The organism is Streptomyces sp. NPDC003023, from assembly GCF_042888225.1.
Lineage (GTDB): Bacteria > Actinomycetota > Actinomycetes > Streptomycetales > Streptomycetaceae > Streptomyces.
The window spans coordinates 1-13,979 of the sequence record NZ_JBIAPL010000004.1; the positions used below are offsets into that span (position 1 = coordinate 1).

Annotated in this window: 12 protein-coding genes and 3 tRNA genes; 8 read left to right on the plus strand and 7 right to left on the minus strand. The window is 71.5% G+C overall.

The annotated features are described in order from the left end of the window. Positions 1-248 (minus strand): phosphoribosylformylglycinamidine synthase subunit PurQ (locus ACFYV1_RS15005; protein ID WP_389395898.1); only part of this gene is annotated, 248 nt, incomplete at its 3' end. Next, the gene (purS, locus tag ACFYV1_RS15010) at positions 245-490 is read right to left on the minus strand and encodes a phosphoribosylformylglycinamidine synthase subunit PurS (RefSeq protein ID WP_389395899.1); all 246 of its coding nucleotides are present in this window, start codon (positions 488-490) and stop codon (positions 245-247) included. The genes purS and ACFYV1_RS15005, both read right to left, overlap by 4 nt. A gap of 290 nt (positions 491-780) precedes the next feature. Here purS and ACFYV1_RS15015 point away from each other — a divergent pair, with 290 nt between their 5' ends. The 8 genes from ACFYV1_RS15015 to ACFYV1_RS15050 all read left to right on the plus strand — a co-directional run bounded on the left by ACFYV1_RS15015 (position 781) and on the right by ACFYV1_RS15050 (position 5,319). Next, entirely contained in the window at positions 781-1,119 is a 339-nt protein-coding gene (locus ACFYV1_RS15015) for an Lsr2 family protein (RefSeq protein WP_389395900.1), read from the plus strand. Positions 1,120-1,228: 109 nt separating this feature from the next. After that, positions 1,229-1,300 (plus strand) — tRNA-Gly (locus ACFYV1_RS15020). A gap of 80 nt (positions 1,301-1,380) precedes the next feature. Beyond that, positions 1,381-1,453: transfer RNA gene (locus tag ACFYV1_RS15025), tRNA-Gly, on the plus strand. A gap of 146 nt (positions 1,454-1,599) precedes the next feature. Further along, a complete protein-coding gene (locus ACFYV1_RS15030) occupies positions 1,600-2,532 on the plus strand; it encodes an ABC transporter ATP-binding protein (RefSeq protein WP_389395901.1) in 933 nt (310 codons plus the stop codon). Beyond that, positions 2,529-3,344 (plus strand): ABC transporter permease, encoded by an 816-nt coding sequence (locus ACFYV1_RS15035; RefSeq protein ID WP_389395902.1) that lies wholly within the window; start codon positions 2,529-2,531, stop codon positions 3,342-3,344. Before ACFYV1_RS15030 ends, ACFYV1_RS15035 begins: the two co-directional genes overlap by 4 nt. 24 nt (positions 3,345-3,368) lie before the next feature. After that, positions 3,369-4,592, plus strand: a complete 1,224-nt coding sequence (locus tag ACFYV1_RS15040) for a sensor histidine kinase (RefSeq protein ID WP_389395903.1) — start codon at positions 3,369-3,371, stop codon at positions 4,590-4,592. After that, positions 4,589-5,224 (plus strand): response regulator, encoded by a 636-nt coding sequence (locus ACFYV1_RS15045; protein ID WP_389395904.1) that lies wholly within the window; start codon positions 4,589-4,591, stop codon positions 5,222-5,224. The genes ACFYV1_RS15040 and ACFYV1_RS15045 overlap by 4 nt, the downstream gene beginning before the upstream one ends. A 22-nt stretch (positions 5,225-5,246) precedes the next feature. Beyond that, positions 5,247-5,319, plus strand: a tRNA-Gly gene (locus tag ACFYV1_RS15050). A gap of 203 nt (positions 5,320-5,522) precedes the next feature. Here the strand turns inward: ACFYV1_RS15050 and ACFYV1_RS15055 are convergent. The 5 genes from ACFYV1_RS15055 to ACFYV1_RS15075 form a co-directional block, all read right to left on the minus strand. Then, entirely contained in the window at positions 5,523-6,422 is a 900-nt protein-coding gene (locus ACFYV1_RS15055) for a phosphoribosylaminoimidazolesuccinocarboxamide synthase (RefSeq protein ID WP_389395905.1), read from the minus strand. A 92-nt stretch (positions 6,423-6,514) separates the two neighbouring features. Then, positions 6,515-7,975 carry a N,N-dimethylformamidase beta subunit family domain-containing protein gene (locus tag ACFYV1_RS15060; RefSeq protein ID WP_389395906.1) on the minus strand — a complete coding sequence of 487 codons (1,461 nt, stop codon included), beginning with the start codon at positions 7,973-7,975 and terminating at the stop codon, positions 6,515-6,517. 233 nt (positions 7,976-8,208) lie between these two features. Further along, on the minus strand, positions 8,209-9,876 hold the full coding sequence (locus ACFYV1_RS15065; protein ID WP_389395907.1) for a hypothetical protein: 1,668 nt from the start codon (positions 9,874-9,876) through the stop codon (positions 8,209-8,211). A 452-nt stretch (positions 9,877-10,328) separates the two neighbouring features. Further along, entirely contained in the window at positions 10,329-11,579 is a 1,251-nt protein-coding gene (gene purD / locus ACFYV1_RS15070) for a phosphoribosylamine--glycine ligase (RefSeq protein WP_389395908.1), read from the minus strand. Positions 11,580-11,640: 61 nt separating this feature from the next. Next, positions 11,641-13,950, minus strand: a complete 2,310-nt coding sequence (locus tag ACFYV1_RS15075; protein ID WP_389395909.1) for a DNA polymerase III subunit gamma and tau — start codon at positions 13,948-13,950, stop codon at positions 11,641-11,643. Positions 13,951-13,979 lie beyond the last annotated feature (29 nt).

The window sequence follows — 13,979 nt, forward strand, 5'->3', positions numbered from 1 at the left end:
ACCGGCATACCGGCCTTCGCCTGCTCGATGACCGTCTCCATCACCGGCGAGAACCGGGAGATCGCTCCGGCACGCAGATAGTCGCCGTACGAGAAACCGCCGGCGAGGACGACCGCGTCGACCTGCTTGAGGTCCTTGTCGCGGTGCCACAGCGGAACCGGCTCGGCGCCCGCGAGCCGCGCGGCACGCAGCGCGTCCCGGTCGTCGAGCGTTCCGGGGAAGGTGACGACTCCGATACGAGAGGTCACGACTCCACCTTCACGACGAAGTCCTCGATGACGGTGTTGGCGAGGAACGTTTCAGCCATCTCATGGATGCGGACAAGGGCGGCCTCGTCGACCGGCCCCTCCACCTCCAGTTCGAAGCGCTTTCCCTGACGTACGTCCGCGATCCCGGCGAACCCCAGTCGAGGCAGTGCACGCTGCACCGCCTGTCCCTGGGGGTCGAGGATCTCGGGCTTGAGCATGACGTCGACTACGACGCGAGCCACGGGCACTCCCGGTGGTGTGTTGCGAGGGCGGTTCCCTCAGCGTACCCGCCCGGAAAATCTACGCGGGTAGATATCAAGGCAACACACAAGGAAATCCAGAGAAAGAATCCGCGTCTCCATTGCGACGGACACGCGGAAGCAATTGGCGGGGCTTCACAATGCGCCACGTTTCGCTGTACAAAGGAATACAGAGGAAAGCAGCATTGCCCCTCGACGGCCGAATAGCCGGTATCGCCGCACGTCAGACCCCGACCGTAACCGGCGATACCGCAGGGAAAGGACCGATATCCGTGGCTCAGCGCGTGGTGGTCACACTCTCCGACGACATCGACGGCGGAGAAGCGGCGGAAACGGTCTCGTTCGGCCTGGACGGGAAGTCGTACGAGATCGACCTCAATCTCCCCAATGCAAAGAAACTGCGCAAGGCCCTCGCGCCGTACATGGCGGCCGGCCGAAAGCAGACGAACAGCGGCAAGCGCGACAAGCAGCGCGCCGTCACCTACCGGCACACCGCCGTCGAGGCGGCTCCCGCGGCGGTCCGGGCCTGGGCCCAGTCCAACAAGATGGACGTGCCGGCCCGGGGCCGCATCCCCAAGCGCGTCTACGAGGCGTTCCGCGAGGCGAGTTGAGCCGCCGAGGCCGCGCCCGCGCCGAACGGAGTTGCACTGCACCCCTGGTGATCGGCTAGAGTCTGGAGCACGCCGAGGGGCAAGCCGAAAGGCCCGCCTCGAGCAGCGTGCGGGTGTAGTTCAGTAGTAGAACATCCCCCTTCCAGGGGGAAGGCGCAGTGTGCAATTCCTGTCACCCGCTCTGCATCGCTTTACCGTCCACCGATGTGGATCAGGTACAGTGGTGAACGCACCGCCCAGTGAGAGCTGAGCGGCAGCAATGCGGACGTGGCTCAGTTGGTAGAGCATCACCTTGCCAAGGTGAGGGTCGCGAGTTCGAATCTCGTCGTCCGCTCAGAATCGAAGGCCCTGGTCGACAAGACCGGGGCCTTCGTCGTTTCAGCGGGTCGATCACGGTCGCCCGCACCCCATGACATTTGTCATGACCAGCGATGACAGCGCGCACTGCCGGGGTCTTTCCGTCCACGGAAGCCTTGAGGCATGACCGACGACGACTACGTGATCCAGGCCGAGGAACTCCGGCGCACCTACGCCGGGGGCTTCGAAGCCGTGACCGGTATCACCTTCCGTGCCGCCCGCGGGGAGATCTTCGCGCTGCTGGGGACCAACGGCGCCGGCAAGACCTCCACCGTCGAACTGCTGGAGGGCCTCGCCCGCCCCGACGGCGGCACCGTGCGCGTACTCGGCCACGACCCGTACCGCGAACGCGCCGCCGTCCGGCCCCGCATCGGGGTGATGCTGCAGGAGGGCGGATTCCCCGCCGAACTGACCGTGGAGGAGACCACCCGCATGTGGGCGGGGTGCACCAGCGGCTCCCGCCCGGTGGGCGAAGCCCTCGAATCGGTCGGACTGTCGAAACGGTCCGGTGTACGGGTGAAGCAGCTGTCCGGCGGGGAGAAGCGCCGGCTCGACCTGGCGCTGGCCCTCCTCGGGCGGCCGGAGGTGCTCTTCCTCGACGAGCCGACGACCGGACTGGACGCCGAGGGCCGCCGTGAGACCTGGGACCTCGTGCGCGCCCTGCGCGAGGGCGGCACGACCGTCCTGCTGACCACTCACTATCTGGAAGAGGCCGAAGGCCTCGCCGACCGGCTCGCGATCATGCACGAGGGGCGGATCGCCACGGAGGGACGGGTCGACGAGGTCGTCGCGGCCCAGCCCTCGCACATCTCGTTCGAACTGCCCGACGGCTACCTGCCCGGTGACCTCCCGCCACTGGCCCCGCTCGGGATCAGCAGCCACGAAGTGGTGGGCAGGAACGTACGGCTGCGCACCTTCGAACTCCAGCGGGCAGCCACCGGACTGCTGCTCTGGGCCCAGGAGCATCGCGTCGAGCTGCGGGGCCTGGGCGTCCGCTCCGCGTCTCTCGAAGAGGCGTTCCTGCACATCGCAAAGGACCAGGAGACCACCCGATGAGCACCACGGAGACCGTACGGCCCACCGACGACGCGCCCGCACGGACGGTGACGACCGCCGGGACACGGATGACCGCACTCGCCCGCGCCGAACTGACCCTCCTCGGCCGCAACAAGGCGACCATGTTCACCGCGCTCGTGATCCCGGTGATGCTGACCTTCGCGATGTCGTCAGCGGTGCGGGAGATGGATCTGCGGGATGCCGGCCTGTCGGTGGGCACCGTGCTGCTGCCCGGCGCGTTCGGCTACTCGCTGCTCTTCGCCGTCTACTCGACGCTCGTCGGGGTCTTCGTCGTACGGCGCGAGGAGCTGGTCCTCAAGCGACTGCGCACCGGAGAGCTCCGCGACCTCGAGATCCTGGCGGGCGCCTCCCTGCCGGCGGTGGCGATCGGCCTCGCCCAGTGCGCCGTGCTCGCCGTCGGCTGCACTCTGGCCATGGACATCCCCGTTCCACGGGCCGTCTGGCTCGCTGTCGCCGGTGTGCTCCTGGGAACGGTGCTGAGCTGCGCGCTCGCCGCCGCGACGGCGGCGTTCACCAGGTCCGCAGAGGGTGCCCAGATCTCGGTGATGCCGCTGATGCTTCTCTCGATGACCGGCTCCGGCATGGTCGTACCGCTCGACGTGATGCCCGAGCGCATCGCCTCCGTCTGCGAACTGCTGCCGCTGACACCGGTGATCAGCCTGATCAGAAGTGGCTGGACCGGCGGCGCGAGCACCGCGGAGACCTCCGGGCAGCTCGCGGTCGTCATGGCCTGGACAATCATCTCGGTGATTGCCGTGCGGAAGCGGTTCCGCTGGGAACCACGACGCTGAGACAGCCGACGGGGGCAGGAAACGGTGTTCAAGGGGATACGCGGCTGGCGCCGTCGCTGGCAGGAGCGCACCAAACTCCAGAAGATCGACCTCTATTCGCGGTTCACGCTCTGCACCATGGTCTGGTTCCTGATGGCGAGCTGGGGGCTCCTGCCGCTCGTCGAGAGCGTGCGGCACCGGCCGCTGCCGATCGCTCTCGGTACCGCGCTCGCCGTGGTGGGCATCGCGCAGTGCGTGGCCTCCAACCGCATCACCGGTCCGGCGTTCGACCACTGCCTCGGCAAGGCGGTTCTTCCCCGCCGCCGCCTGGCGTTGCCCTTGGTGCTGCTGGCCGTCGCGGTGGCGCTGGTCACGGCGCTGCGCGCGGTGGACGGCATGGAGGACGGCATGATCGCCTTCCTGCTGATGCAGACGCCGCTCGCGTTCGCCATCCCGTACGCGCTGCTGGTGCCGATCCGGGCCCTGCTGCTGCGGTTCGCGGTCTTCACCGCCGTACTGGTCGTGCTTCTCGCGGCAGCGGGCATGCGCGGCGGCGAGCTGGCGGGGCTGCTGCTGATGGTGTCGATCGCCTGCGCCCTGACGCTGCTCACGGTGCGGCCGTGCGCCTGGAGTCTGCAGGTCATGTGGCAGGCGGAGGAGGCGAGGGACGTTCAGGCACGACTGGCGGTCGCCGAGGAGCGGCTGCGCTTCGGCCGCGATGTACACGACATCCTCGGCCGGAATCTGGCCGTGGTGGCCCTGAAGAGCGAGCTGGCCGTGCAGTTGGCCCAGCGGGGACGGCCGGAGGCGGTGACGCAGATGCGGGAGGTGCAGCGCATCGCCCAGGAGTCGCAGAGAGAGCTGAGGGAAGTGGTGCGCGGATACCGGGACGCCGACCTGGCCGTCGAACTCGAAGGCGCACGCGGCGTCCTGACCGCCGCCGGGATCAACTGCGCCGTGTCGGGCACCGATTGCGTGGACGGTCTGGCGGCGCAGACACAGTCGGCCCTCGGTTGGGTCGTCCGCGAGGCGGCGACCAACGTGCTGCGCCACGGCGACCCGCGGACCTGTGCGGTGCGGCTCTCCGTGTCGGCCACGGCCGCGGTACTGGTCGTCGAGAACGACGGACTCGGCAACGGGCCCGACACGGCCGGCGGCGGCTCCGGACTCACCGGACTGCGGGAGCGGCTCACCGCGCTCGGCGGCACGCTGGACGCCGGCCCGGTGGGCGGCAGGATGTTCCGGCTAACGGCGGAGGTACCGAGATGACCGCGCGGGGCACGGACCCGTCGGCAACCGTGCGACTGCTGCTCGCCGACGACGAGCACCTGATCAGAGGGGCGCTGGCCGCACTGCTCGCCCTCGAGGACGATCTCGTCGTCGTCGCGGAGGCCGCCACCGGCCCTGAGGCGCTCGCGATGGCCCGGGCGCACCGGCCGGACGTCGCCGTGCTCGATCTGCAGATGCCGGGCGCCGACGGTGTGACGGTGGCCACAGCCCTGCGGGACGAACTCCCCGACTGCCGGACCATGATCGTGACCAGTCACGGGCTGCCGGGGCATCTGAAGAGGGCCCTGGTGGCGGGTGTGCGCGGCTTTGTGCCGAAGACCGTCAGCGCTCAGCGGCTGGCGGAGATCATCCGCACCGTGCACGCCGGAAACCGTTATGTGGACCCGGAGTTGGCCGCCGACGCGATCTCGGCCGGTGACTCGCCGCTGACCGCGAGGGAGGCCGAGGTGCTCGGCCTCGCGGCGGACGGGGCCCCGATCGCGGAGATCGCGGAGCGGGCATCGCTGTCGCAGGGAACGGTACGGAACTACCTCTCGTCGGCCGCCGCCAAGCTGGGTGCGGAGAACCGCCACACGGCGGTGCGGCTCGCACGCCGCCGAGGTTGGGTATAGTGGGCTCCGCGCTACGGCGCATGCGGACGTGGCTCAGTTGGTAGAGCATCACCTTGCCAAGGTGAGGGTCGCGAGTTCGAATCTCGTCGTCCGCTCAGTGTGAAGCCCCCGGCGATCTCGCCGGGGGCTTCTTCGTGTGCCGTGATTCCCCGTGTCCCCTCGTGACCTCGTGACCTCACACCCGTGATCCTGTGGTCCTCGTGAGACCGGCATGCGGGTCGGGCGGGGCGGGTGGGTCCGGCGGATCAGGGCCGAGAGGCCGCGGCGGCCGGTGCGGCCGTGATCCGCCGGGCACCGGCTACTGCCAGGGCGTCCCGGTCAGGAGCTCGTAGGCCTCCACGTACTTGCCACGGGTCGCCTCCACGATCTCCTGGGGCAGGGCGGGCGGCGGCTGCTCGCTCCCGCGGTCCCAGCCGGAGGCGGGGGAGGTCAGCCAGTCGCGGACGAACTGCTTGTCGTACGACGGCTGGGCGCGGCCCGGCTCCCAGCTCTCGGCCGGCCAGAAGCGGGAGGAGTCCGGGGTGAGCACCTCGTCGGCGATGATCAGGTCGTCGCCGTCGAAGCCGAACTCGAACTTGGTGTCGGCGAGGATGATGCCCCGGCCGCGGGCGATGTCGCGGGCCCTGGAGTAGACGGCAAGCGTCGTCTGGCGCAGCTGGGCGGCGGTTTCCGCGCCGACCTGGCGGGCCACCTCCTCGTAACTGACGTTCTCGTCGTGGTCGCCCACGGCCGCCTTGGTGGCGGGCGTGAAGATCGGGGCGGGGAGTTCGGAGCCGTCACTCAGGCCCTCGGGGAGCGCGAGGCCGCACACCGTGCGGGTCTGCCGGTACTCGGCGAGGCCGGAGCCGGTGAGGTAGCCACGGGCCACGCACTCGACCGGGACCATGCGCAGGGACTTGCACACCATGGTGCGGCCGGCCCAGTCGGCCGGGGCGCCCTCGGGCAGGTCGGTGGAGACGACGTGGTTGCCGATCAGGTCCTGCAGGCGCTCGAACCACCACAGCGAGAGCTGGGTGAGGACCCGGCCCTTGTCGGGGATCTCGGTGGGCAGCACCCAGTCGTACGCCGACATGCGGTCGCTGGCGACCATCACGAGGTCGCCGGCCTCGTTCTGGTACAGGTCGCGCACCTTGCCGGTGTGCAGATGCACCAGTCCGGGCACCTGCAGCGGCTCGGGCTTTTCGACGAATCCGGACACGGGTTCCTCCCGTAGCTGTGAACAACAGCTCCGATTGTCCCGTATGCGGGCGGGGCCCACCCGGTCAGGGGTGGGCAGACCGCCCGGAACGCTCAGTCCCGCTTGCAGATGCGGTCCAGCAGGTTGGCCGTCGCGCGCTGGATGCGCGGGTCCACATGACCGGGCCGGTCCAGGGCCGGCGACCAGGCGAACGTCCCTGACGCGAACACCAGAGCACCCGACGGCGCTCGGTAGAGGGATGTCTCCTGGTGGCGGAGCGCGCCGTCGCCGTCCCGGTAGGGCGAGTGGGCCAGCAGGATCCGGCCCTCGTGCTCGGGGAGGGCGGTACGGGGGAAGTACCGGTCGGCCTCCCCGGCGACCAGGCCGGGAAGCTCGTCGCCCTCCCCCGCCCCGGTGGCCTCCCACAGCCAGTGGTCCGCGTTCCTCACGATCATGGGCGACGGTTCGGGGACGCGGCCGGCGTACTGGATGCCCATCAGCTGCTGCTCGGCCCGGTCCACCTCGCGCCACAGTGCGGGCTTTCCCGGACCGCGGCGCTTGCGGCAGGTCAGCAGCCGGTCGGGCAGACCGGAGGGGGAGGGGGCGAGATCGACCTGCCAGTACATGGTGTTGGCGGAGAGGAAGACCAGGGACGTGCCCCGGTCGCGGGCCAGTTCGGCGGCCCGGCGCATGGGCGCCGACCAGTACTCGTCGTGGCCGGGGAAGACGAGCCCCCGGTAGCGGGCCGGGTCGACGCGGCCCGCGTGCAGGTCGCGGGCGTCGGCGTAGGCGAGGTCGTATCCGTACCGCTCGGCCCAGCGGATGAAGTCGTAGGCGTGGCCGACATGGAGGGGCAGGCCCGCTCCCGCGTACGGGCGGTCGAAGGAGACCGTGATCGCGGCGTCCTCCTCGCCGAGCAGCGTGCCCGCCTCGTCCCACGCGTGGTACAGGCTCGCACCGGTGCGGCCGTCCTCCGGGTAGAGGTTGTACGCCTGCCAGGTGATGTCCGGCAGCAGCAGCAGGAGATCCGCGGGATGGCTGTCGCGAACCGTGAAGGGGATGTGGGAGCGGTATCCGTCGGCGGTGGTCAGCACGGCGACGTACGCGCCGATCGACCAGTACGACGGGATCTGCAGCCGCCACGAGAGCCACCAGTGGTGGCAGGAGACCGTGCGGTCGGCGGTGAGCGGTGGCGGCTGGACGATCCCCGAGAGGCGGGGGCTCGTGGTGATCTTGGCGGCGCCGTCGCCCCCGTAGTGGCCGATGCGGTAGATGTCGACGGAGAACTGCTGAGGCGGGTCGACGGTGACGTGGAAGTCGATCGCCTCGCCGGGTGCGGCGGCGCCCGGGCTGACGAACCCCTTGATCTGGCGGCGCACGTCGTCCGCCGTGCGGGGACCGCCGGAGCGGCCGCGGGCCAGGCCGGGGTCCGCGTACCAGGGGACGACCTGGCCCGTGTCGTCGAAGTAGTGCTCGCTGCCGCGCAGCCAGGGCAGCGGGCCCTGGCCGAATGGGTCGGACACGGCGTGCGCGAGGGCCCCCGACTCCCATCGCCGGATCTGGTCCGCCGCCATCCCCGTCCCCTCCCTCGGTGTGCCCCAGTGACACTCGTGATCCGACATCCTCGATCGCGCCACCCGTTCAGCGCCGGTCTCCAGCACATCACATTACGCATGCGGCCCGTCACCGTTCGTCGCTAATTGACGACAAGGAGGGCAATAAGGGGAAGGGGTTGCTCCGGATCGCCTGCGCGGCACGGTCGGACGACCCTGCCCAGGAGGCCCGGCACCAGACAGGGTCCGGACGGTCAGACGAGGCGGACCGGCTTCTCGGGGCGCACTCCCAGGGACCCCAGCCAGACCCGCAGCGGCTGCGCGTCGCCGTCCTCCACCAGGCTCAGCACGGGCGCCGTCAGGTCCGTCCTGCGCTCACCGTCGATCAGGAGCGTCGGACCGTCCAGCCAGTCCAGTCCCGGTGCCGCTCCGACGGTGTCGACCGCCGTGCAGCAGACCATCGCGACAACATGGTCGGCGAGCAGTTCGCGACCGGTGCGGGGTGGCTGGAGCGGCATGAGGGGCAGGGGATCGCCGCCGCCCCAGAGCGCCAGGGCGTCCACGGAATCGTCCGACGACGCGGGCGCGGCTCCCGCGGTCCCCGCGGCGGGCGTCGGCGCGGCATCCTCGCGGGCCACGCGTGCGGTCAGCACGGCGGCCAGTGCGTCACTCGCCTCCGCGCCCGGCCGCGCGGAGAGGTGGTCCATGACCCGGGCCAGCGTCGGGCCCTGCGGCCCCCTCGACGGCGGTACGCCCAGCTCGTCGAGGACCCGATGGATACGGGCCGCCTCCGAACGCCACTTCCGGTCGACGACCTCCTCTGGATAGTGCTGCCAGTCGACCGGCGACCAGTCCTGGCCCTGACCGGCGGGACCGCCGTGGAAGAGACGCGCGGCGAGCAGCGACGCCGCCTCGTCGACCGCGCCGGGCTCCTCCAGCAGGTCGCAGGCGGGACGCTCGCCCAGCCGCGAGGTGAAGCCCTCCGCGAGACGGTCACGGCGCGACAGCTCCGTCAGGGCCGAGACCACGCCGGCGTCCAGCCGCGACGGCCAGCGGCCCATGCGCCACGCGGGCAGCGCCACCCTCGTCAGCAGCCGGTCCCAGCCCGCATATGCCAGACCGACCTGTTCCTGGGCGACGATCCGCAGCCCGTAGTCGACGGCCTGCGCGCGCTCCGACGCCGCAGCGGCGACCCAGCGCTCCATGCCGGCGGCGTGCTCCTGGCAGGCGCGGAGCAACAGCCGTGCGGCTCCGCCGACGAAACCCGCCGACGTCCTGCCCAGCGCCCCCCGGCCGGGGCGGGCCGCATCGGCCACCGCGCCGTCGAGACCCCGTACGAAACGGCGGGCAGCGGCTATGTCGGGGTCGGCGGCAGAGCCCGTGCCCGCGACGACCGGAGCGAGCACGGCCCGGAGTTCGGCCACCCTCATCCACCACAGGAACGGCGAACCGATCACCAGCACGGGCGCATCGCCCGTGCGCCGCCGGGCGCCCGATATCGAATGCGCCGGATGAGAGCGGTCCTCGAGCCAGCTGTCGCAGTCCGGCGTGAGCGCCAGCGCCGACGGGGCGGGTACTTCGAGACGCTCCGCCAGGTCGCGCACGAGCCGGTAGAGATCCGGGGCGGAACGCTCGGACAGGTCCACGGTCGGACTGAGCGCGGGAGTGGCCCGCACGATCACCGCGGTGACGGCCGCGGCGACCACCAGCACGACCAGCGCGCAGACCGTGACGACCCAGCGGGCGATGTCCCAGCTCCCGCCCTCCATACGCCCCGTCGCACCGCCGGCGAAAAGGACGACGGCGACGGCCGCCGGAAGCAACGCCACGGCGACCGCCCTGCTGCGGATACGCAGCACGGCCAACGCCTCGGCGCGTGCGCCCCTGGCGCCCATGGACTCACCGATACCGGTACCGGACACGGCCGGACCTCACCCCCTCTGCCCTGCGACGGTGTTGGTCACTCCCCCACTGTGGCACCGCCCACTGACATCGCAATGCCGGTGGGCCAAGTGCCGGAAAGCTTGCGCCGCACCATAGTTGGGGCTTCGGCGGCCGTCATCCGGATGGGGCAGCCGTCACTCGATGGAATGGCTTTGGGCAAAGGATCGCCCGCCCGGACGGAATGTCGGGGCGGGCGTCACGGAGCGGCTCCGGCGGGCGTCACGGGGCCGCCCCGGCGGGTGTCGCGGAGACGGCTCCGGCGGGCGTCACGGGGCCGCCCCGGCGGGTGTCGCGGAGACGGCTCGGGCGGGGTGGAAGGGGGGTGGGACGGGGCACCGCGGGACGGGGATCACCCGACGGCTCGGCCCCGCTCCCGCGCCCGCGCCGTTCGGAGCCCGCCCGCCAGAACTCGCCGACGGGCCCCCGGCGGTCAGACCTCGGCGGCCTTGCGGGCGATGTCCGTACGGTGCTGCGAGCCGTCGAGACGGATCCGGCCCACGGCCCGGTACGCCCGCTCGCGGGCCTCGACGAGATCCTTGCCGGTCGCCGTGACCGACAGAACCCGGCCGCCCGCGCTCACGACCGCGTCGCCGTCCCGCTTGGTACCCGCGTGCAGGACGTACGCGTGCGGTGCGTCCTCGGCGACGACGGCGTCCAGGCCCTCGATCGGGTCACCGGTGCGAGGGGTGTCCGGGTAGTTGTGGGACGCGACGACCACGGTCACGGCGGCGTCGTCGTTCCAGTTGAGCGGCGGTTCCATGTCCAGCGTGCCCTTGGCGGCATTGAGCAGCACGCGCGCCAGCGGGGTCCTGAGGCGGGCGAGGACCACCTGGGTCTCCGGGTCGCCGAAGCGGGCGTTGAACTCGATGACCCGCACACCGCGCGAGGTGATCGCCAGCCCCGCGTACAGCAGCCCGGAGAAGGGCGTCCCGCGGCGGCGCAGTTCGTCGACGGTCGGCTGCAGCACGGTGGCCATGACCTCGTCCACCAGCTTGGGGTCGGCCCACGGAAGCGGCGAGTAGGCACCCATGCCGCCGGTGTTGGGACCCTCGTCGCCGTCGAGGGCGCGCTTGAAGTCCTGCGCGGGCTGCAGCGGAAGGACCGTCTCGCCGTCGGTGATGGCGAAGAGGGACACCTCGGGTCCGTCGAGGAACTCCTCGATCACGACACGACCACAGGCCAGCGCGTGTTCGCGGGCCACGGCGAGGTCGTCCGTGACGACGACGCCCTTGCCGGCCGCGAGGCCGTCGTCCTTGACGACGTACGGAGCGCCGAAGGCGTCGAGCGCCTCGTCGATCTCCTCGGGCGTCGTGCAGACGTAGGCGCGGGCCGTGGGTACACCGGCCGCCGCCATCACATCCTTGGCGAAGGCCTTGGAACCCTCCAGCTGGGCCGCTTCCCCGGAGGGACCGAAGCAGGGGATGCCCACCCGGCGTACGGCGTCGGCGACACCGGCGACCAGGGGTGCCTCGGGGCCGACCACCACGAGTCCGGCTCCGAGCACGGTGGCGAGCTCCGCGACGGCGGTGCCGTCGAGCTGGTCGACCGGGTGGAGCTCGGCGACCTCCGCGATGCCTGCGTTCCCGGGCGCGCAGTGCAGAGCGGTGACGTCGGGATCGAGGGACAGAGAGCGGCACAGGGCGTGTTCGCGGGCGCCGCCGCCGATGACGAGGACCTTCACGGCAGTCAGCCTAACCGCCGAAGGCCGCTGCCTGTCGTACGGGCCTCCGAGGGAGGGCCAGCTACTCGTTCGTGTATTCCTCCACGACCGTCGCGCCGAGCTCGCGCACGATCAGGTCGTGACCGGACAGCGCGGAGTCGACGAGGTCCGGGTCGTCCGCCTCCGGCACGTCGTCCTCGATGGAGACGGGCGGCGGCGCGTACGCCTCCGGAGGGCCGGACGGCTCTGGCGCGGAATGCTGCGAGGGAGCCGCCGAAGCGCCGGTGGGCTGCTGCGCCCCGCCCAGGTCGGACCGGGGCGCCGGCGTGGCGGGAGCGGGTGAGGCGGCCGGCGCGGCGGCCTGCGGCCCGTTCTGGCCGTATCCGCCCTGGCCCGCGCCACCGCTCTGGTTGCCGAACCCGCCCGGGGCGCCGTAGCCGCTCGTGCCGCCGTGACCGGCGGCGCCGCCCGGCTGCGGCGGGGCGGAGCCCGGTCCGCCCGAACCGCCGGACGGGTCGACGATCGCCTCGACCTTCCACTGCACGTTGAACTGCTCGGCCAGTGCCTGCCGCAGGACCTCCTCGCTGCCGCTGCTGGCGAAGTTGTCCCTGGCACCCGCGTTGATGAAGCCGAGCTGGACGGTCGTGCCGTCGAAGCCGGCCACCTGCGCGTTCTGACTGAGAAGGATCCAGGTGAAGCGGCGGCGGTTCTTGACCGCCTCCAGAATCTCGGGCCACATGTTCCGCACCTGACCGGCGCCCTGCGCCATGCCCGGAGCGGCTGTGGAAGGGGCGGGAGCGGCCGCGGCGGGAGCCGGAGCGGGAGTCGCGGGGCGAGGGGCAGCACCCTGGCCGGGGGTGGACGCCGTCGGCCAGCCACCGGGCCGACGCGCGGTCTCGGTGCCACCGGCGGGTCCCGAGGTCCCGGTGCTGCCGGCGCCACCCGTGCTTCCGGCGCTGCCAGGCCACGCTCCGGGCCGGGGGGCGGCGGCCTGCGGCTGCTGCGGCGCAGGCTCCGGCGCGGCGGGTGGAGCAACATGCTCCGGCGCTGAAGCGGGCGCCGGAGCAGGCGCAGCCGGTGCGGCGGGCATCGCCGGTGCGGGCACGGTCGAGTCGCCGCGGACGGCGGCGCGGGCCGCGGACGGCCCGCCGCCGGGCGGCACCGGCACGTGCGCCTGAGCCTCCGGCCCCGGTACGTAGCCCATCGCGGGCCCCTGGCCACCTGCCGAGAACGACGCGCCCCGCTCCAGACGGTCCAGCCTGGCCCGCACCGACCGCTCGTCGTCGAAGGCCGCCGGAAGCAGGACACGGGCGCAGATCAGCTCCAGCTGAAGCCGCGGCGATGTGGCCCCGCGCATCTCCGTGAGCCCTGTGTTGACCAGGTCTGCCGCCCTGCTGAGCTCGGCGGCACCGAACACCGAGGCCTGGGCCTGCATTCGCTCGACCACTTCGGCCGGGGCGTCGATCAGCCCCTTGTCGCCCGCATCGGGGACAGCGGCCAGGATCACCAGGTCACGCAGCCGCTCCAGGAGATCCGCGACGAACCGCCGCGGATCGTTCCCGCCCTCGATGACACGGTCGACGACCTCGAAGGCGGCGGCTCCGTCACCCGCCGCGAAGGCGTCAACGACGGAGTCCAGAAGCGACCCGTCCGTGTAGCCGAGGAGAGCGGTCGCCATGGCGTATGTCACACCGTCGTCGGCGGCGCCGGCGAGCAGCTGGTCCATCACGGACATGGAGTCACGCACGGAGCCGGCACCCGCGCGCACCACCAGGGGCAGCACACCGTCCTGGACGGGAATGCCCTCGCGGCCGCACACCTCGCCCAGGTACTCCCGGAGCGTGCCGGGCGGCACCAGCCGGAATGGATAGTGGTGCGTTCTGGACCGGATCGTCCCGATGACCTTCTCGGGCTCTGTGGTCGCGAAGATGAACTTGAGATGCTCCGGAGGCTCCTCGACCACCTTCAGCAGGGCGTTGAACCCCGCGGGGGTGACCATGTGGGCCTCGTCGATGATGTAGATCTTGTACCGGCTGCTCGCGGGGCCGAAGAAGGCCTTCTCGCGCAACTCTCGCGCATCGTCCACACCACCGTGCGAAGCGGCGTCGATCTCGATCACGTCGATCGAACCCGGGCCGTTGCGCGCCAGGTCCTGACAGGACTGGCACTCGCCGCACGGGGTCGGCGTGGGGCCCTGCTCGCAGTTCAGACAGCGGGCGAGGATGCGGGCACTGGTCGTCTTTCCGCAGCCGCGCGGCCCGCTGAACAGGTACGCGTGATTGACCCGGTTGTTCCGCAGGGCCTGCTGGAGCGGGTCAGTGACATGCTCCTGACCGATGACCTCTGCGAACGACTCGGGGCGGTAGCGGCGGTACAGCGCAAGGGACGACACACCTACGAGGTTATCGGGGCCCACCGACA

What these genes read in the sequence shown, in the direction of transcription:
- ACFYV1_RS15030 (WP_389395901.1), top strand. Translation starts at nt 1,600, where the DNA reads ATGACCGACGACGACTACGTGATCCAGGCCGAGGAACTCCGGCGCACC.
- ACFYV1_RS15035 (WP_389395902.1), top strand. Translation starts at nt 2,529, where the DNA reads ATGAGCACCACGGAGACCGTACGGCCCACCGACGACGCGCCCGCACGG.
- ACFYV1_RS15045 (WP_389395904.1), top strand. Translation starts at nt 4,589, where the DNA reads ATGACCGCGCGGGGCACGGACCCGTCGGCAACCGTGCGACTGCTGCTC.
- ACFYV1_RS15060 (WP_389395906.1), bottom strand. Translation starts at nt 7,975, where the DNA reads ATGGCGGCGGACCAGATCCGGCGATGGGAGTCGGGGGCCCTCGCGCAC.